This is a genomic window from Rhodomicrobium vannielii ATCC 17100 (assembly GCF_000166055.1).
Taxonomy (GTDB): domain Bacteria; phylum Pseudomonadota; class Alphaproteobacteria; order Rhizobiales; family Rhodomicrobiaceae; genus Rhodomicrobium; species Rhodomicrobium vannielii.
The window spans coordinates 3,282,815-3,302,244 of sequence record NC_014664.1 but is presented as its reverse complement, the minus strand read 5'-3'; the positions used below and the strand labels follow the sequence as shown (position 1 = coordinate 3,302,244).

Annotated in this window: 11 protein-coding genes; 10 read left to right on the top strand and 1 reads right to left on the bottom strand. The window is 62.8% G+C overall.

The annotated features are described in order from the left end of the window. Positions 1-72 precede the first annotated feature (72 nt). Positions 73-2,301, top strand: a complete 2,229-nt coding sequence (locus RVAN_RS15230) for a protein-disulfide reductase DsbD family protein (protein ID WP_013420605.1) — start codon at positions 73-75, stop codon at positions 2,299-2,301. Between the two features lie 2 nt (positions 2,302-2,303). Then, a complete protein-coding gene (locus RVAN_RS15225; RefSeq protein ID WP_013420604.1) occupies positions 2,304-2,921 on the top strand; it encodes a thioredoxin family protein in 618 nt (205 codons plus the stop codon). Positions 2,922-2,924: 3 nt separating this feature from the next. On the opposite strand, the gene mutY is transcribed toward RVAN_RS15225, so the two are convergent. Continuing rightward, positions 2,925-4,073: an A/G-specific adenine glycosylase gene (gene mutY / locus RVAN_RS15220; protein ID WP_049779656.1), complete on the bottom strand. Its 1,149-nt coding sequence runs from the start codon at positions 4,071-4,073 to the stop codon at positions 2,925-2,927. A 42-nt stretch (positions 4,074-4,115) separates the two neighbouring features. On the opposite strand from mutY, the gene RVAN_RS19230 reads away from it, so the two are divergent. The 8 genes from RVAN_RS19230 (at position 4,116) to lepA (ending at position 19,304) form a co-directional block, all read left to right on the top strand. After that, positions 4,116-4,769 (top strand): DUF721 domain-containing protein, encoded by a 654-nt coding sequence (locus tag RVAN_RS19230; RefSeq protein ID WP_081449490.1) that lies wholly within the window; start codon positions 4,116-4,118, stop codon positions 4,767-4,769. 94 nt (positions 4,770-4,863) lie between these two features. Next, positions 4,864-5,511: a DsbA family protein gene (locus tag RVAN_RS15210; RefSeq protein ID WP_013420601.1), complete on the top strand. Its 648-nt coding sequence runs from the start codon at positions 4,864-4,866 to the stop codon at positions 5,509-5,511. A gap of 200 nt (positions 5,512-5,711) precedes the next feature. After that, positions 5,712-6,404: a DsbA family protein gene (locus tag RVAN_RS15205; protein ID WP_049779464.1), complete on the top strand. Its 693-nt coding sequence runs from the start codon at positions 5,712-5,714 to the stop codon at positions 6,402-6,404. 63 nt (positions 6,405-6,467) lie between these two features. Further along, entirely contained in the window at positions 6,468-9,926 is a 3,459-nt protein-coding gene (locus tag RVAN_RS15200; protein ID WP_013420599.1) for a chromosome segregation SMC family protein, read from the top strand. Positions 9,927-10,178: 252 nt separating this feature from the next. Beyond that, positions 10,179-12,596, top strand: a complete 2,418-nt coding sequence (locus RVAN_RS15195; protein WP_013420598.1) for a response regulator — start codon at positions 10,179-10,181, stop codon at positions 12,594-12,596. A gap of 304 nt (positions 12,597-12,900) precedes the next feature. After that, the gene (gene recA / locus RVAN_RS15190; RefSeq protein WP_013420597.1) at positions 12,901-14,037 is read left to right on the top strand and encodes a recombinase RecA; all 1,137 of its coding nucleotides are present in this window, start codon (positions 12,901-12,903) and stop codon (positions 14,035-14,037) included. A gap of 166 nt (positions 14,038-14,203) precedes the next feature. After that, entirely contained in the window at positions 14,204-16,888 is a 2,685-nt protein-coding gene (gene alaS / locus RVAN_RS15185; protein ID WP_013420596.1) for an alanine--tRNA ligase, read from the top strand. A gap of 604 nt (positions 16,889-17,492) precedes the next feature. Next, positions 17,493-19,304, top strand: a complete 1,812-nt coding sequence (gene lepA, locus RVAN_RS15180; RefSeq protein ID WP_041789354.1) for a translation elongation factor 4 — start codon at positions 17,493-17,495, stop codon at positions 19,302-19,304. The last annotated feature ends 126 nt before the right edge of the window (positions 19,305-19,430 follow it).

The following is a 19,430-nucleotide window of genomic DNA, read 5'->3' as shown; positions in this document are numbered from 1 at the left end:
TATGGAAGACTATCTGACCGATAGGCGTCGCGGCCTCTCATGCTGTGAGCCCCCAACCGCAAGCGGGTGCGAATGATACACTGGAAATCGAAATCCGTGCTCGGGCTTCTTCTGGCCTGCATCCTTCTTGCAGGTATCGCGTCGGCAGAAGCCGCGCCGATAAAGCACGTCGAGGTCGATCTTCTGGCCGAGAAGACCGCTGTGGTTCCGGGCGAGACGATTACTATCGCCGTGCGCGAGCGGATCGAGCCGGAGTGGCACACCTACTGGCTTAATCCGGGCGATTCCGGCGAGCCGACCTCCATCGCGTGGTCGCTGCCGCAGGGCTTCGAGGCCGGTCCGATCCAGTGGCCGCTGCCCGATATCATCCCTATCCCGCCGCTCGTGGATTATGGTTATAGCGGCGACCTCCTGCTTCTCACCGACATCGCCGTGCCGAAGGACATCGCGGGCGACAGCGTAACGCTGGCCGCGAAGGTCAATTATCTCGTCTGCAAGGACATCTGCGTCCCGGAAGAAAGCGAGGCGCGGCTGACGTTGCCCGTCGCGGCGGCGGGCGGAGGCACGCCATCGGACCATGCGGCGGCCATCGAGAAGGCGCGCTCGACGGTGCCGGTGCCGCTTCCGGGTTCGGCGGCCTATTCGGTCAACGCCGCCAAGGGCGAGCTTCGGCTGACCGTCAGCGCCGACGCTTCCATTCTCAACGGTGCGACGGATGCGCGCTTCTTCCCCCTCGGCTGGGGCGCGGTTTCCAACTCGGCACCGCAGACCATGGCGATCGAGGGCGGCAAGCTCACGCTCGACATGCAGCAGGGCGAGACGAAAGAGACGCCCGACAGGCTCGAAGGCGTGTTGGCGCTCACCAAGGGCGGCGAACGCAAGGGCTATGTGATTACGGCGACGCGCGGACCGGACAGCGCAGCGCTCGGCGCGCCCGCGAAGCTTGCTGAAGGCGGCGCGTCGGGTGGCGGCGGCATCACCGAGGCCGCCCATAAAGCCGCCCCCTCCGCCAGTGGCGCGGTCGTCGGCAACGGTCCCGCTTCGGACGAAGGCGCGGTAACGAGCGTCGGCCTCGCCATACTCTTCGCGTTCCTCGGCGGCGCAATCCTGAACCTCATGCCTTGCGTTTTCCCGGTACTCGCGATCAAGGCACTCGGCTTCGCGAAGAAGTCCGAAGGCGGGCATGTGCAGCAGGGCTTCGCCTATCTTGGCGGCGTGCTCGTGTGCTTCGCCGCGCTCGCCGCGCTCCTCGCCGTGCTGCGCGAGGGAAGCGCCGCCTTCGGCTGGGGCTTCCAGTTCCAGTCCCCCGCCTTCGTGCTGGCGCTCGCGATCCTGTTCTTCGTGATGGGGCTCAGTCTCTCGGGCGTCGTATCTTTCGGCGGCGGTTTGATGAATGCGGGCGACAGCCTCGCGCGAAAACCCGGCAATGCGGGCTATTTCTTCACCGGCGTGCTCGCAGCCGTTGCGGCGACGCCCTGCACAGCTCCATTCATGGGCGCGGCCATCGGTTACGCGCTGACGCAGCCGACCGCAGTCCTTGCCGCCGTCATGCTCGGCCTCGGCCTCGGCTTCGCGGCCCCCGTCATGCTTCTGAGCCTCAGCCCCGGCTTGCAGCGCATCCTGCCGAAGCCCGGCGCGTGGATGGAAACGCTGAAGCAGGTGCTCGCTTTCCCGCTTTACGCAACCGCCGCGTGGCTCGTCTGGGTGCTGTCGATCCAGACCGGCAGCGATGGCGTGATGGCGGCGGCGCTGGCATTCGTCGGCGTCGGCTTCGCGGCGTGGCTCGCGGGCAAGACGACCTACGCGCCACTTCGACTGAAGCTCATCGCGCCAATGCTCGGCGTCGCGGCGTTCGCGGTTTCGCTCTCGCTCGCGGAAACGGCGGGCAGCGTCAACATGGCGACGAGCGCGGAGAAGACGGCGCTCTCGGGCGAGACGTTCACCAAGGCGCGGCTCGAAGGGCTTATCGCCGAGGGCAAGCCCGTGTTCGTGAACCTGACCGCCGCATGGTGCATCACCTGCAAGGTGAATGAGCGCGTGGCGCTGAAGTCCGATGCCGTGGCCGACGCCTTTGCGAAGCGCGGCATCACCTATCTCGTCGGTGACTGGACGAGCCGGAACCCCGAGATCACCGACCTGTTGCAAACATTCGGGCGCGCTGGCGTGCCGCTCTACCTGTTCTATCCAGGTGGCGGGCAGGAGCCGCGCGTGCTGCCTCAACTTCTGACGGTCGGTCTTGTGCTCGACGAGACGAAAACGAAGGCGAAACTCGCCGGTCCATCCTCCAACAAGGGAGCCTGACGATGTCTTTCCTGAAACAGCTGGCCGTGCTTCTTGCGAGCGTCGCGATGACCGCCGCTGCTTACGCCGCGCCTGAAGTCGGCAAGCCCGCACCCGACTTCTCGGCCACCGACTCGAACGGCAAGACGGTGAAGCTCTCCGACTATCGCGGCAAGACGGTCGTGCTCGAATGGACGAATGACGGCTGTCCCTACGTGCAGAAGCACTATTCGACGAACAACATCCAGTCGCTCCAGAAGGACGCGGCGGCGAAGGGCGTCGTCTGGCTTTCGGTCATCTCGTCCGCGCCGGGCGAGCAGGGCGCAGTGTCGGGCGCGGAAGCAAACAAGCTCAGCGAAAAGCGCGGAGCCGCGCCCGCCGCCGTGCTTCTCGACCCGGAAGGCAAGGTCGGCCGCGCCTACGACGCGCGAACCACGCCGCACATGTTCATCGTCAACGGCGACGGCACGCTCGTCTATCAGGGCGGCATCGACGACAAGCCGACCGCCGTCCCGTCGGATGTCAAGGCCGCGAAAAACTACGTGCGCGCGGCGCTCGACGACCTCGCGGCGGGCAAGCCGGTAGCGACGCCGGTCACGCGACCTTATGGCTGCTCGGTGAAGTACAAGCACAGCTCATAGGGGCTAAGGCGCTCGGCCGAAACCAAGAGTTTCGAGGCCGGACGCGACAGCCTTCTTCATGACGGAGGGAAGCGCAAAGGCGGCGAGGTTGTCGAGCGCGGCCCATTCGCCGGAAAATGCCGCAGCGGCTGAAGGGGCGGTGTCCGCGTCGGCTGCGAACACGCGAAGCTCCAAATGGAAATGCGTGAAAGTGTGCTGAACGGTGCGCCCCGGTAGCCATGCTGCCCCCGCAGGCGATGTGTCGGCTCGCGGTGATGCAATAGCCGCCGCGTCCGCACCGACCTTCGGCCGCCCGCGCGTCGAGCGCGCAGCAACCGCGCCATCGGCGACCCAGTCCGATGTCGGCACCTCCATCATGCCGCCGAGCAGCCCCTTGTCCGCGCGCCGCCGCAGCAGGATGCAGCCGTCCCGCACGATCACGAAGGCTTCGCCGCGCCGCGTCGGCCTCGCCGCTTTCGCCGCGCGCAGCGGAAAGCGCTCCGCATCGCCCTTCGCAGCGGCGGCACAGAACGCCCGCACCGGACACACCAGACACGAAGGCGAGCGCGGGCTGCAAATCCCCGCGCCGAGATCCATCATGGCTTGCGCGTAATCGCCGGGACGCGACGCGGGCGTCAACTCGGCGGCTAGTTTGCGAAGCTCGCCCTTCGCGGCGGGAAGCGGCGTCTCGAGCGCGAAAACCCGCGCGAGCACGCGTTCCACATTGCCGTCAACAACTGCGGCGGGCAGATCGAAGGCGATGGCCGCAATCGCCGCCGACGTATATGCACCGACGCCCGGCAGAGCGCGAAGGCCCACCTCATCCGCCGGAAAGCCGCCCTGGGCCAGCGCTTGCGCGCAGGCGTGCAGGTTCCGCGCCCGGGAGTAGTAGCCGAGCCCCGCCCACGCCGCGAGCACCTCGTCGCGTGACGCATCGGCCAGCGCGTCAACGGTCGGCCAGCGCCGCGTGAACGCCTCGAAATAGGGGATGACCGCCTTCACGGTCGTCTGCTGAAGCATGATCTCCGACAGCCACACGCGGTAAGGATCGGCGAGTTCGCCCGGCTTCGCGCGCCACGGCAGATCCCGCCGCGCGACGTCGTACCAGCGAAGCAGCGCCCGCTGAAAGCTCTCGGCGGCGAATGCGGGCCGCGCGCTGTGCCTCTTCTGCATCAGGCGCACACCAAACAGCGGCACCCGGCGTTACGCGCCTTCATGTCATGCCTCGAATCAGCCATCGCCCAAGCTATGGCGATCTTCAACCAACACGGCAAGAGCAGCGGCGCAAACGCGTCGGCGGTTCCATACAAGGGTCCGGTTTCGGTCGGGCGGTTCATCGCGCCGGTCGCGGGCAAGACGCTCGCGCGGGGCGGCACGGTCATGGCCGAGCTTCTGGCGGAATGGCCCGCCATCGCGGGCGCCGGGCTTTCATCGCACACGAAGCCCGAGCGCCTGACAAAGGGTGCGCCGGAACCTGGCTTCGAGGGACGCACGCCGCCATCGGTGCTGCTTCTCAAGGTCGAGCCGGCAAAGGCGCTCGACGTGCAATATATCGCGCCGCAACTCGTGGAGCGGATCAACCGAACGCTCGGCTTCCGTGCGGTCAGCGCGCTTCGGATCGTGCAGGGGCCGATTTCGGCAAAGCCCGCAAAGCCTGTTCGCCGCGCGCCGACCCGGTCCGCGCCTGCCGCGACGGTCTCGCAGGCGGCGATCGCGTCGACAGGTGCTGCCCCAGCGGGTGCCACCGCCTCGACAAGCGGCACGCCCTTCGCAACACCCGAGCCCCAAGCTGCCATTCCGCAGCCACAGGATCGCCTCGCCGCCGCCCTCGCCCGCATGGCCGAAGGTCGAAAAGCGCGCGGTCTTTGATCGCGCTCTCCCCAGCCTCTTCAACAGTCGCGCTTGAAATTTATTGTCGCGCGCTCCAAAACATCGCAAATCGAATTTGATTTGGAGAGCGCTTGTGTCCTCGAAACTGAAGTTATCAGTCTTCGCCCCGGTGGCCGCCCTGGCCCTTGCTCTGGGCTTTTCTATCCTGATCGACGGTCGCTTTGTTTCGCCGGCCGTGGCGCAGGACGCGGCGGCGCAGCCTGCGCTTCCAGACATGGCACTCGGCAAGGCCGATGCGCCCGTCACGATCATCGAATATTCGTCGCTCTCCTGTCCGCACTGCGCGCACTTCCACAGCGACGTGCTGCCGGAACTCAAGAAGCAGTTCATCGATACCGGCAAGGTTCGTTATGTCCAGCGCGAGTTTCCGCTGAACGATGCGGGCTTCGCGGGCTCCGTGCTGGCGCGCTGCCTCGATTCGAGCCGCTTCTTCGCGTTCAACGATCTCCTGTTCAAGAAGATGGACGATTGGGCTTTCAAGCAGGACGCGCTGACGCCGCTCAAGCTCTATGCGAAGCAGGCGGGTTTGAACGATGCCGAGTTCAACAAGTGCCTCGCAGATGAAGACCTTCAGAAAAAGATTCTGGCCGTTCGCGGTCTCGGCGAGAAACAGGGCGTGCGCGGGACGCCGACGTTCTTCATCAACGGAAAGAAATTCGACGGCGCGCCCACGATTGAGGCTTTCGCCGAGGCGATGAAGCCGTATCTCGGCACGCAATAAGCAAGTCAGCGCCGCGAAAGCGGCGCTTTCCTTTTATAGAGGCCGAAGCGCGCCGAGGGAGGCGTGACCTCGTCTTCGAGGGTCAAGAACGGGTGGGACCGATGACACTTTCAAGCGTTGCACGTCTTGTTGGCGCGGCATCATTCGCGGCTCTGCTGGCCGGTTGCACCAGCGGCGTTTCGTTGCCCGCCATGCCTTCAATGCCTTCGCTTCCGTCGCTGTCGCTTGGCGCCGACGAAGCCGCGCAGGCTGACGCTGACAAGCCGAAGTCGGAGAGGGTGATCTCGGCGGCGGACCTCGCAGAACCCGGCCCGCTCGGCGATCAGGTGATCGGCAAGGGGAACGCGCCCGTGACGGTTGTCGAATATCTGTCGCTCACCTGCGCGAACAGTGCGAAGTTTCAGGCGGAGACGCTGCCGAAGCTGAAGAAGGCCTATATCGACAAGGGCAAGGTGAAGCTCGTCCTGCGCGAATATCCGATCGGGAAGGCTGCCGCCGCCACTGCCGTTCTAAGCCGCTGCCTGCCGCAGAAGGACTATTTCAAGGTCGTGGAGAAGCTTCTTTCGACGCAACAGACATGGGTTGCGCAGGAGGTTAAGCCCGACGACATTTACAATGCTGTGAAGTTCACAGGAATAAAGCGGGACAAGTTTGACGAGTGCCTCACGAATCAAAGCATTAATGATGCGTTGGTCCTGGTAAAACAGCGGGGCCGGGGCTTTGGCGTATCGGGCACGCCGACATTCTTCGTGAACGGCAAGAAATTGGCGGGTGCCGTGTCGTTCGAGGAAATGCAGCCGATTATCGAGGCTGCGCTGGCGAATCCCGCCGCGTCCGCACCGGCGGCGCAGCAGCCACAGTCCCAGCAGCACGTTTCCGCCAATCCGGCCTGACGCGATCCGCTCGCGTCTGCGGCCGGGCGGCGTGACGGGCGGTGAAACGGAAGGGCGAGACTTGTGCAGATCACACGGCTAAGGCTTCTTGGCTTTAAATCCTTCGTGGAGCCGACCGAACTTCTCATCGGTCCCGGCCTGACGGGCGTCGTCGGGCCGAACGGCTGCGGCAAGTCGAACCTGCTCGAAGCGCTGCGCTGGGTGATGGGCGAAACGTCCTACAAGACCATGCGCGCGTCGGCGATGGACGACGTCATTTTCGCAGGCACCGACAAGCGCCCGGCCCGCAATATGGCCGAGGTGATGGTTGCCGTGGACAACACGAAACGCACTGCCCCCGCCGCCTTCAACGATGCCGACGTGCTCGAAATCTCGCGCCGCATCCAGCGCGAGGCGGGTTCCGTCTACAAGGTCAACGGCAAGGAAGTCCGCGCGAAGGACGTGCAGATCCTGTTTGCCGATGCAGCGACGGGCGCGCGCAGTCAGGCGATGGTGCAGCAAGGCACCATCGGCCAGCTCATCAACGCAAAGCCGCAGGACCGCCGCCGCATTCTCGAAGACGCGGCGGGCATCGCGGGCCTTTATACGCGCCGCCATGAAGCGGAGCTGCGCCTGAAGGCCGCCGAGGCAAATCTTGAACGCCTGAAGGACGTGCTCGGCCAACTCGGCAACCAGCTTTCGAGCCTCCGGCGGCAGGCCCGGCAGGCGCAGAAATATCGCGAGTTGACGACGGAGCTTCGCAAGCTCGAAGCGATGCAGCATCACCTGCATTATTCGGCGGCGAACGTGGCCGTGCAGAGCGAAGAGGCGCAGCTTCTCGAAGCCCTGCGCGCGGTCGGCCAGTTCACGCAGGCCGAAGCGGCGGCGTTGCGCTTGCAGGCCGAGGCGGCGGACGCGCTCCAGCCTTTGCGTGACGAGGAAGCGACGCGCGCCGCCGTGCTCCATCGCATCGAGGTGGAACGCAACACGCTCGACCGCGAGGAAGCCCGCGCGAAGGAGCGCGAGGCCGAGCTTCGCGCGCGCCTCGTGCAGGTGCAGGCGGACGCCGAGCGCGAGGATGCCGCCATAGCGGAGGCGCGCGAGCTTCTCGAAAAGTTCGACCGCGACGAGGAGGCCCTTCGCGCGCTTGGCGACGGGTCGGAGGCGCGCGCCGAAACCGAAGCGCGGGCCGAAAACGCGATGGAGGGGCTGAATGAGGCCGAGGACGCGCTCAACGTCCTGACCTCGAAGGTGGCCGAGCTTCGCGCCGAGCGCCGCCAGCTTGAAGCCCAAATCGCCGAACATGGTGGCCGCGCGGGCCGCTTCGCGCAGCAGGAGGCGGAGCTTTCACGGCAGTTGGCCGATCTTCGCGCGCGGGCCGAAGCTGCTTCGCCGGTAGAAGATTTGCGCGAAGACGTCGCCATGCTCGAAGCGCAGATCGAGACCATCGAAGGCGATATCATCGCGGCGGAGGAAGCCGTCGCGGCGGCGCGGCTGCGCGAGAAGGACACGCGCGACGCGGCGGGCGCTGCGAGGCTCCGCGCGAAGAGCCTCGAAACCGAGGTGGCCACGCTCATCAAGCTGTTAAAGCCGTCCGACGCGGGTCGCTTCAAGCCCATCGTGGACCAGATTTCCGTCTCGGCGGGCTATGAGGTGGCGCTTGGCGCGGCGCTCGGCGACGACCTCGACGTGACCGCCGATCAGACATCGCCAACGCGGTGGACGCTTGTCAGCGACGCAGGCGGCGATCCGGCACTGCCCTACGGCGCGGAGCGGCTGTCGAACTTCGTGCGCGGACCGCTGGAGCTTTCGCGCCGCCTCGCGCAGATTGGCGTTGTGGCGAGCCGCGACGAGGGCGAGCGGCTGAAGGCGAGTTTGGCCGTCGGACAGCGTCTTGTGACACGCGAAGGCGACCTCTGGCGGTGGGACGGGTTCGTATCCGCCGCGAATGCGCCATCCGCCGCCGCGCGCCGTCTCGCCGAGCGCAACCGCCTTGCCGGGCTTGAGGAGCAGCTCGACGAGGTGCGCGAAGCCGCCGACCGCGCCGAAGCGGAGCGGCTTGCCGCACAGAACGCCGCGACCGAGGCGCAGGCGTCGGAGAAGCGTCTTCGCGAGGCAGTCCGTGCGTCGCAGGCGCAGTTGGCGCAGAAACGCGCAACCTTCTCGCAGGCCGAGCGGGCTGCGATGGAAGAGGCGAACAAGCTTCGTAATATTGAGGAAGCCCGCGAGCGCGCGGCCTATGCGCGCGAAGAGGCCGAGGCCGCCCGCGAGGACGCACAGGCCGCGCTTGAAGAGGCGCGCCCCGTCGATCAGGCCGAAGCCGAGTTGGCACGGCTCAAGGAGCGCGCGGCCGCCGCACGTGATGTCTATACTCAGGCCAAGGCCGCGCTCGACGACATCGACCGCGACATCCGCGCCCGCGCCTTCCGCCTCAAGCAGATCGGCGAGGAGCGGCTTCGCTGGCTTCAGCGCACCAAGAGCGCGAACGCGCAAATCAACAGTCTCGCCGAACGGCTCGACGGCATCCGAGCGGAACTGGCCGAGGCCGAGGAGCTTCCGGCGAAGATTGCGGATCGGCGTAACAAGATTCTCATGGAAATCGGGCAGGCCGAAACCGCGCGGAAGGCCGCCGCCGATCAGCTCGCCGCCGCAACGAACGGCCTTCGCGAAGCCGACCGCTCGCTTCGCGACGCGCAATCGGGGCTTTCCACCGCGCGCGAAACCCGCGCCCGCATCGAGGCGCGCCTTGAGGCCGCCCGTGAGCGCCGCGCCGAATATGCGAACGCGATCCGCGACACGTTCGAGTGTCAGCCGCCGGAGATCTTGAGCGCGGTTGGCCTTGAGGATGACGCGACGCTTCCGTCGCCGCAGGAGATCGAACAGCAGATCGTGAAGCTCAAGGCGGAGCGCGAGCGTCTCGGCGGCGTGAACTTGCGCGCTGAGGAAGAGGCGGCTGCGCTCGGCGGCGAGTTCGACGGCATGGAGAAGGAGCGCTCCGACCTTCAAGAAGCCATCGGCAAGCTGCGCACAGGCATCGCGAGCCTCAACAAGGAAGGCCGCAAGCGCCTGCTCGAAGCGTTCGACACGGTGCAAGCGCATTTCGTGCGGCTGTTTCAGATCCTGTTCGGCGGTGGCGAAGCCGAGCTTCAACTGATCGAGAGCGACGATCCGCTCGAAAGCGGCCTTGAAATCTTCTGCCGCCCGCCCGGCAAGAAGCCGCAGGTGCTCACGCTGCTTTCTGGCGGCGAGAAGGCGCTGACCGCGCTCGCGCTTATCTTCGCGGTGTTCCTCACGAACCCGTCGCCGATTTGCGTGCTCGACGAGGTGGATGCGCCGCTCGACGACGCCAACGTCGACCGTTTCTGCACCATGATGGAGGAGATGGCGCGCTCCACCGAGACACGCTTCCTCGTCATCACCCACCACCCGATGACCATGGCGCGCATGAACCGGCTTTTCGGCGTCACCATGCAGGAAAAGGGCATAAGCCAGCTCGTCAGCGTGGATTTGCAGGCGGCGGAGCGGTTCCGCGAGGCGAGTTGATCGTGGGAGGGGCGAGCGATCCAGATCTCCTGTCGGTGGGCGTCGGGTAGCGGCGACCTTTTGAGCAAGTGACCGGCTATTTTGGGCGCATGCGGCAACTTTATATCCCCGGATGGCTCCCTCGAAAACGATGGGCCGTGCTCAGACCGTAGTAAGCTTTTCTTAACACTTCGCGCGCGACGTTGACATTCCGTGTGTGAATCTTGAGGCAAGCCGAATCATTCCATAGTGGGCCCATGATGAGGTAACGGAATGGGAACTCGGTCGATGGCGTTGGCGCAGAAAACTCCCCACTGGGGCAGCATAGCTGTCGGCGCAGGCGTTACAGCCGCCGTGACGCTCTCGCTTGCGGGCCAAGGCGAGATAGCGCTCGCGATTTTCGCGTTTGTTGGCGCCGCCGCCGGAGTGCTTTTTGCGACGGGCCAGATCCAGTTCAAGCAGCCTGAGGGAACGACGGGCGATCCGGGCCTCGATGTCGTCCGGGCGCTTCCCGGCGCTATCGCTGTCACCAACAGGAAGGGCATCATTCAGGGCGGTAGCGACAATTTCATCGCGATTGTTGGTGGTTTGGGCGTTGATCAAAACCTCTCGCGGCTTGGTGATCGCGACCGCGAAACCGCGGCAGCCGTTTTCCGGCTTCTCTCTGCCGGGCGCGAAGGCAGAAAGCATACGGAAACAATTGTTTTGCCGAATTTGGGCGGCGGCGAAACTGCGGTGCTGGGGATAGCTCCCCTGGGCGAGCGGGGAAACCGGACGCAGCTTTTTCTCTGGCATATCGAGCAATTCAGAAAGGATGTATCGGGCGAGCGTCGCACCCCTGATCTGCTCGAGATGCTCCCCGTAGCCGCCCTGACGGTGAATAAGGATCTCAGCGTACAAAGCGCAAACAAGGCCTTCGAGAAGCTGGCGGGAGGTTCGCCCATCGGCAGGGAGGCTTGGTCGCTTTTCAGAACGCGGCGTGGCAATCCGCTCACGCGGGCAAGGCTTCGCGACGTCATCGCGAAAGCTGGAGGCAATATCCAGGTTCAGGTGGTGAGCGCCAACGGTTTCACCCGGCAGGCCTGTCTGCATTTGGCCGATACGCTCAACGGCGGCGGGGTGTGGCTCGTGACGCCTGCGGATGCCGCAGCCGGGCGACTGGATGAGGCATTCGAGACCATCGTCGCCTCGGCCCCCGACGCGATGGCAATCCTGAACACGAAAGGCGTGATCCTCGGCGCCAATGGGGTTTTCCGTCAGATTTTCGGGGCCGAAGGCGTAGACGGCTCGCAGGTGGCTGACATTCATGGCAAAGCGCTGACCTCGCTGCTTGCCGAATCCTCCGCCCAGACGGTGAAGGAAAAGATCGCCGCTTTGCTCTCCACCCCGGATGCGAACCCCGCTCCGGTCGAGCTTCATGCCGTTCCAAAGGACGCAATCAACCGCCGCATTCGGATTATGATCTTTCCGGCGGCGGATGGAAATCATCTGGTCGTAACCGCCGCAGAGCCCGTGGCGAGCGCGCTCACCGATGAGAAAGCGGCGCAAGGGCAAAAACTTCAGGCCGTGGGCGAACTCGCCGGGGGTATCGCGCACGATTTCAACAACCTGCTCACCGCTATCATCGGCTTCTCCGACCTGCTTCTGCGCCGCTTCCGCGCGTCCGATCCGGCGTTCAAAGACTTGATGAATATCAAGAATAATGCGACCCGCGCGGCTGAACTTGTCAAACAGATTCTGGCCTATTCGCGTCGGCAGACTTTGCGCCCGGCCATACTTCGGCTGACGGACGTCATCGAGGAATTCCAGGCGACGATGGGTCGAACGCTTGGGGAGAAGGTAAAGGCCAAGGTACAGCACGGCCGCGATCTTTGGTTCGTGAAGGCCGATGAAGGCCAGATTTTCCAGGTCATCATGAACCTCGCGGTCAACGCGCGGGATGCGATGCCGGAAGGGGGCGACATCACAATCTCCACAGCTAATGTTAGCGAGCGCGAGTCCCTTCTTCTCAAGGAGCGTGGCGTCGAGCGAGGCGAGTATGTCACCGTGGAGGTGCGAGACTCTGGGACCGGCATCAAGCCCGAGCATCTGGAGAAGATTTTCGATCCCTTTTTCTCGACGAAAGAGGTCGGCAAGGGAACGGGACTTGGGCTGTCCACCGTCTACGGCATCGTAAAGCAGACGGGCGGCACTATTCTCGTCGACAGCGAGATGGGAAAAGGGTCGTCCTTTCGAATTTTCCTGCCACGGTATGTCGAAACCGAGCTCGACCTGAAAGCCCTCGAAACTCGCGGTGAGGCGCCGGAGCAGACCATCGATCTCACCGGCAAGGCAACCGTCCTGCTGGTTGAGGACGAAGACGCCGTGCGCTCTTTCGCATCGCGCGCGCTTGCCACGCGCGGCTACACCGTGCTCGAAGCCGCGAGCGGCGTCGAGGCGCTCGAAATCATGGATCGGCACGAAGGCCAGGTTGACCTCGTGGTGAGTGACGTCGTGATGCCCGAGATGGATGGCCCTACCCTTTTGCGCCACCTGCGGCAGAGAAACCCAGACATTCGCATTATATTTATGTCTGGATATGCGGAGGAAGCTTTTCGCAAGAACCTGAGTGCCGACGAAAATTTTGTTTTTCTTCCGAAGCCCTTCACGCTCAAGAAGCTCGCCGAAACCGTCAAGGCCGCCGCTGCCTAGTCGACGCGCTTGCACTCCTCGCCAGATTCCGAAAGGTGCGCTGCTCTCGTTCATGCACGAACTCATACTGAGATTGCCAGACTTCTATCTCAGGTTGAGTTCAACTTTATCGCGGAACAAATGATGAACTCAAGCTCGCCTCTTGCCTTTTCCACAGTTATCGGCTTCGGGGTGACGCAATTGCAACGGACTGGACAATTGACCGAAGGTTGCATTAAAACACTTGCACACAAGAACAAATGAAGTACATTCGGTGTCGTTTGCAAGTCCATGGCCGCTATGAAATAAACAAGGATAACGATTCATGAGCGAGACGCCGTTCCGCGTGATCGAAGGGAATTGGGACAGCATGGACAAGCAGAAAGCCCTCGAAGCCGCCTTGAGTCAGATTGAGCGGAATTTCGGTAAGGGATCCGTCATGCGGCTGGGCAAGAACGACAAGCTCGTCGAGGTCGAAGCGATTTCCACTGGATCGCTGGGCCTTGATATCGCGCTCGGGATAGGCGGGTTACCGCGTGGCCGTGTCGTCGAGATTTTCGGACCTGAATCGTCTGGCAAAACGACGCTCGCGCTGCACGTCATTGCTGAAGCCCAAAAAAAAGGCGGCTCCTGCGGGTTTGTGGACGCCGAGCACGCGCTCGATCCCGGCTATGCGCGAAAGCTGGGCGTCAATCTTGAAGAGTTGATCATCTCGCAGCCCGACGCGGGCGAACAGGCGCTCGAAATCACCGATACGCTGGTGCGCTCCGGCGCGATCGACGTGATCGTGGTGGATTCGGTTGCCGCATTGACACCAAAGGCCGAAATTGAAGGCGAAATGGGCGATGTACTGCCGGGCATGCAAGCTCGCCTCATGAGCCAGGCGCTTCGAAAGTTAACTGGATCGATCTCGAAATCGAATTGCCTTGTTATCTTCATCAATCAGATTCGCATGAAGATCGGCGTGATGTTTGGCAATCCAGAAACCACCACGGGCGGCAACGCACTCAAATTCTACTCATCCGTGCGCCTCGACATCCGGCGCATCGGACAGATCAAGGAGCGGGACGAGGTTGTCGGCAATCAAACTCGCGTCAAGGTTGTGAAGAACAAGGTGGCCCCTCCATTCAAGCAGGTCGAGTTCGACATCATGTATGGCGAAGGCATCTCGAAGACAGGGGAACTGGTCGACCTCGGGGTGAAGGCGAACATCGTGGAGAAGTCAGGCTCCTGGTATTCGCATGACAGCCAGCGAATTGGACAGGGTCGAGAAAATGCAAAGGCCTTTTTGCGCGGCAACCCTCTGGTGGCTGAAGCAATAGAACGGGAAATCCGGGCCAATGCCGGACTGATCGCGACAAAAATCCTCGACGGCACGGATGGCGACGACGATAGCGGCGACGGTGAGATTCCAAGCGAGGCTGAGGCACCGCCCCCGAGCCGGAAGGGAGCCAGCCGTTAGGCTGCGGGTTGGTGTGTCAAATCGGTCTGATGTGGCGGGATTGCTGTGGGCGGCTTGCCCTATAAAGGGAAATTGCGGTATCGCTGTCGAGTGCCGATATGCTTTATCTCTGGCGCGGGTTGGTCACCGGTAAAGCCGCGCTTGTCCATTGGAAACGAATTTGGTTATGAGCACCCTTAACGAGATCCGCGGAACCTTCATCGATTTCTTTCGCAAGAATGGGCACGAGCACGTTCCCTCGAGTCCGCTCGTGCCTCGGAACGATCCGACGCTGATGTTCACGAACGCGGGCATGGTGCAGTTCAAGAACGTCTTCACAGGCATGGAGACGTTGCCTTACAAGCGCGCAGTTACCGCGCAGAAGTGCGTGCGCGCCGGCGGCAAGCACAATGATCTCGACAATGTCGGCTATACCGCGCGGCACCATACCTTTTTCGAGATGCTGGGCAATTTCTCCTTCGGCGACTATTTCAAGGAGCGCGCCATCGAGTTGGCGTGGACGCTCGTCACTAAGGAATACGGCCTCGACAAGAAGCGGCTTCTCGTAACGGTCTTCTCCGAGGACGATGACGCGCACGCCCTTTGGAAGAAAATCGCCGGGCTGCCCGATGACCGCATCATCCGTATTCCGACTTCTGATAATTTCTGGTCGATGGGGGAAACAGGCCCCTGTGGTCCTTGCTCTGAAATTTTCTTCGACCATGGTCCGAAGGTTCCAGGAGGCCCTCCCGGAAGCGAGGACGCGGACGGCGACCGTTTCATTGAAATCTGGAACCTCGTTTTCATGCAATACGAGCAGGTTTCGAAGACAGAGCGGCTCGACCTGCCGCGGCCCTCGATCGATACCGGGATGGGACTTGAACGGGTTGCGGCGGTGCTGCAAGGCGTTCACAATAATTACGATACCGACCTCTTTCAGGCGCTAATCCGCGCTTCGGTCGATGCCACCGGAGTGCCGGCCGAAGGCGCCGCGCTTCCGAGCCATCGCGTCATCGCCGACCATCTCCGCGCTTCGGCGTTTCTTATCGCGGACGGCGTCTTACCCTCAAATGAGGGGCGTGGCTACGTTCTCCGTCGCATCATGCGACGCGCAATGCGCCACTCCCATCTGCTGGGCGCTGAAGAACCGTTGCTCTACCGTCTGCTTCCCGTTCTGGTTCGGGAGATGGGGCAGGCCTATCCGGAACTTGTGCGCGGGCAGGCGCTGATCGGCGAAACGCTCAAGATCGAGGAGGTCCGCTTCCGGAGGACGCTTGCTCGCGGCCTGAGCCTTCTCGATGATGCCTCGGGTTCGCTGGGCGCGGGCGACACCTTTTCCGGCGACGTCGCGTTCAAGCTGTATGACACTTACGGCTTTCCGCTTGATCTGACGCAGGACGCGCTGAAAGCCCGCAGCATCAGTGTCGATATCAAACAGTTCAACGCCGCGATGGCGCAACAAAAGGCCGAAGCGCGCAAGGCTTGGGCGGGTTCCGGAGAGGCGGCTACGGACAAGGTCTGGTTCGATGTGCTGGATCAGGCCGGAGCGACTGAGTTTCTGGGTTATGAAACCGAAGCCGCAGAAGGCCAGATTGTCGCGATCGTGAAAGATGGCAAGCCGGTCAAACAATTGAAAACTGGCGAAGAAGGTATCCTTATTCTCAACCAGACACCCTTTTATGGCGAATCTGGCGGCCAGGTCGGCGACAGGGGTGTTATTATCGCGCCGAAAAGCGCCCACTTCGACGTTTCCGAGACGCAGAAGAAGCTCGGGAAGCTCTTCGCCCATGTCGGCACGGTCAAAAAGGGGCCGCTCAAGGTCGGCGATGCCGTCGAAATGCAGGTCGATCATGCGCGCCGTACCGCGATCCGCGCGAACCATTCTGCGACACACCTGCTTCACGAGGCGCTGCGCGAGACTCTTGGGACGCATGTCACTCAAAAAGGCTCGCTCGTCGATCCGGACAAGCTGCGCTTCGACTTCTCGCACCCGAAGCCGCTTTCCAAGGAAGAACTCGCAGCCGTTGAAGAATTGGCCAATGCGGTCGTGCTGCGCGATAGTCCTGTGGTGACCCGCCTTATGGCGGTGGATGATGCCGTCGCTGCAGGCGCCATGGCGCTTTTCGGCGAGAAGTACGGGGAAGAAGTGCGCGTCGTGTCGATGGGTGAGGCCAACCATGACGAACGCGGAAGCCGCGCCTTCTCGGTGGAACTATGCGGCGGCACGCATGTGCGGGCGACGGGTGAAATCGGCCTCGTCAAGGTCGTGCAAGAGACTGCGGTCGCGGCCGGTGTTCGACGCATCGAGGCGCTGACCGCAAATGCTGCACGCCTGCATCTTTCGCATCAGGAAGCGGCTCTCCGGCAAGCCGCCGAACTCCTCCGCGTTGCGCCATCGGAAGTCCCGGCGCGTCTGCAGAATCTGATCGATGAGCGCAAGAAGCTCGAGCGCGAATTGGCCGACGCAAAGAAGAAGATCGCGCTCGGCACTGGCGGCGATCAGGCCGGAGCTGAAAATCCGGTGCGCCAGGTTGGCGACGTGACCATGTTCGCGCGCACGGTTCAGGGCATCCAGCCGAAGGATCTGCGCAGCCTGGTGGATGACGGCAAACGCCAGATCGGGTCTGGGATCGTCGCCATCGTCGGTGTCACGGACGACGGCAAGGCGGGCATTGTGGTCGGCGTAACAGGCGATCTTACGAAACACTATAGCGCAGTCGATCTCGTCAAGGCCGGCGCGGCGGCGGTCGGCGGACAAGGCGGCGGTGGCAGGCCGGATCTGGCGCAGGCCGGCGGTCCGAACGGAGCGAACGCTGAAGCTGCCCTGAACGCCATCGCTGAATGCCTCGCGAGCGCGACTGCCGCCGCATGACCGACTAGCGGAAAGATGGAGGGTGCAGGGCGGCTTTTGCGATCCGGGACCACAGCTCTGACGAGTAATTGTCTGATCGCGCATAATCACAGAGCGGTGCTGGGCCTGCCGTTAGCGTCGGAATATAATCCGGATGAAGCAACTTGATCGGTGAATCTGTCTAACTTAAAAGCGGAGACCGTTTACCGATCAGATTATGATGCGAATTTGATTGGAAGGTCTGGTAAGAAAAATAAGCGTCGGCGACCTAAAGGCCCACCGTAAAGGCGGTGCAACGTTAGCGGGGCGTCTTCCGCAACCTTCGCCTGATGCGTGGGCAGGCTCCGCAATGGCATGGCGGTTTTTGCGATAGAATCATGCGCCAACATGACTTAGAGCGCTTATGATTGGTCAAAAGCGCTGACGCTCATTCCGCGCGACCATTCAGCACCTGCGGTGAGTCCTCGAACCTTCGCCGCCGCCCTTTCAGCTTTTTGTCTTTTCCATTATGTAAGGCGCCATGACCGAGCCGAAATCGCCCGAGCCGATGAACACCGAGCCTTCAAATACCGTTGCCGCCACAGCCGCGCCAACGGCGGAGGCCGCCAAAGGAGCGCCCAAAACCGTGACGCCACTTTCGCGCATCCGCAATTTTTCGATCGTGGCGCACATCGATCACGGCAAATCCACGCTCGCCGACCGGCTCATTCAGTATTGCGGTGGAATGACCGACCGCGAAATGGCGGGTCAGGCGCAGGTTCTCGATAACATGGATATCGAGAAGGAGCGCGGCATCACCATCAAGGCGCAGACCGTGCGGCTCGACTACAAGGCCGAGGACGGCGAGCTTTATCAGCTCAATCTGATGGATACGCCGGGGCACGTCGACTTCGCCTATGAGGTGAGCCGCAGTCTCGCCGCGTGCGAAGGCTCGCTCCTCGTCGTCGATGCGAGCCAAGGCGTAGAAGCGCAGACACTCGCGAACGTCTATCAGGCGCTCGACAACAATCACGAAATCATCCCCGTCCTGAACAAGATCGACCTGCCAGCCGCAGAGCCGGACCGCGTGAAGCAGCAGATCGAGGACGTGATCGGCCTCGACGCATCCAACGCGGTGGAGATTTCGGCCAAGACCGGCCTCAACATCCAAGCGGTGCTCGAAGCCATCGTGCACCGCCTGCCGCCTCCGCGCGAGGGCGACGTCAAGGCACCGCTCAAGGCAATGCTGATCGACAGTTGGTACGACCCCTATCTCGGGGTGGTGGTGCTCGTCCGCATGATCGACGGCGTGCTTAAGAAGGGCATGCGCATCAAGCTGATGGAGACCGGCGGCGTCTACCCGGTGGATCGCGTCGGCATTTTCCGTCCGAAGCAGGAGATGCTTGATGCGCTCCGCCCGGGCGAAGTCGGCTTTTTCACCGGCGCGATCAAGGAAGTGGCAGATACGCGCGTCGGCGATACGATCACCGAAGAAAAGCGGCCCACGGCGAAGGCCCTTCCGGGCTTCAAGCCGGTGCAGCCGGTCGTGTTCTGCGGCCTGTTTCCAGTGGACGCCTCGCAATTCGAGGATTTGCGCGACGCGATGGGTAAGCTGCGCCTTAACGACGCAAGTTTCCAATACGAGATGGAGACGAGCGCGGCGCTCGGCTTCGGCTTCCGCTGCGGCTTTCTCGGCCTGCTCCACCTCGAAATCGTCCGCGAGCGCCTCGAACGCGAATTCAATATCGATCTCATCACCACCGCTCCTTCGGTGATCTATCGCCTCTACATGATCGATGGGCAGATGGAGGAGATGCACAACCCTGCCGACATGCCGGACATCGTGAAGATCGACCACATCGAAGAACCGTGGATCAAGGCCACCATCCTCGTTCCCGACGACTATCTCGGCGCGGTGCTCAAGCTGTGCGAGGATCGGCGCGGACGGCAGATCGATCTGTCCTATGCCGGCAATCGCGCCATGGTGGTCTACGAACTGCCGCTGAACGAGGTGGTGTTCGACTTCTACGACCGGCTGAAGTCTGTTTCGCGCGGCTATGCCAGCTTCGATTACCAGCTCATCGAGTACCGCGAGGGCGACCTCGTGAAAATGACCATCCTTGTCAACGCCGAGCCGGTCGACGCGCTTTCGATCATCGTGAATCGCGGGCGCGCCGAGACGCGCGGGCGCATGATGTGCGAGAAGCTGAAGGAGTTGATCCCCCGCCACCTCTTCCAGATCCCGATCCAGGCGGCCATCGGCGGGAAGATCATAGCGCGCGAAACGCTGTCTGCACTCCGAAAAGACGTCACCGCGAAATGCTATGGCGGCGACGTCAGCCGCAAGCGCAAGCTGCTCGACAAGCAGAAGGAGGGCAAGAAGAAGATGCGGCAATTCGGTCGCGTCGAAATCCCGCAAGAGGCCTTCATCGCCGCGCTGAAGATGGACGCGAACTAGCGGCGGCCGTGCACAAGCGGCGGGTATCCGTATAATTTCCGTGCGCGAATAAAGAATTACAGCATCTCCGGCGCGCAGAATGAAAATGGGTCTAGAAGACCAACCGGTGGACCGGGGACTTGTCCT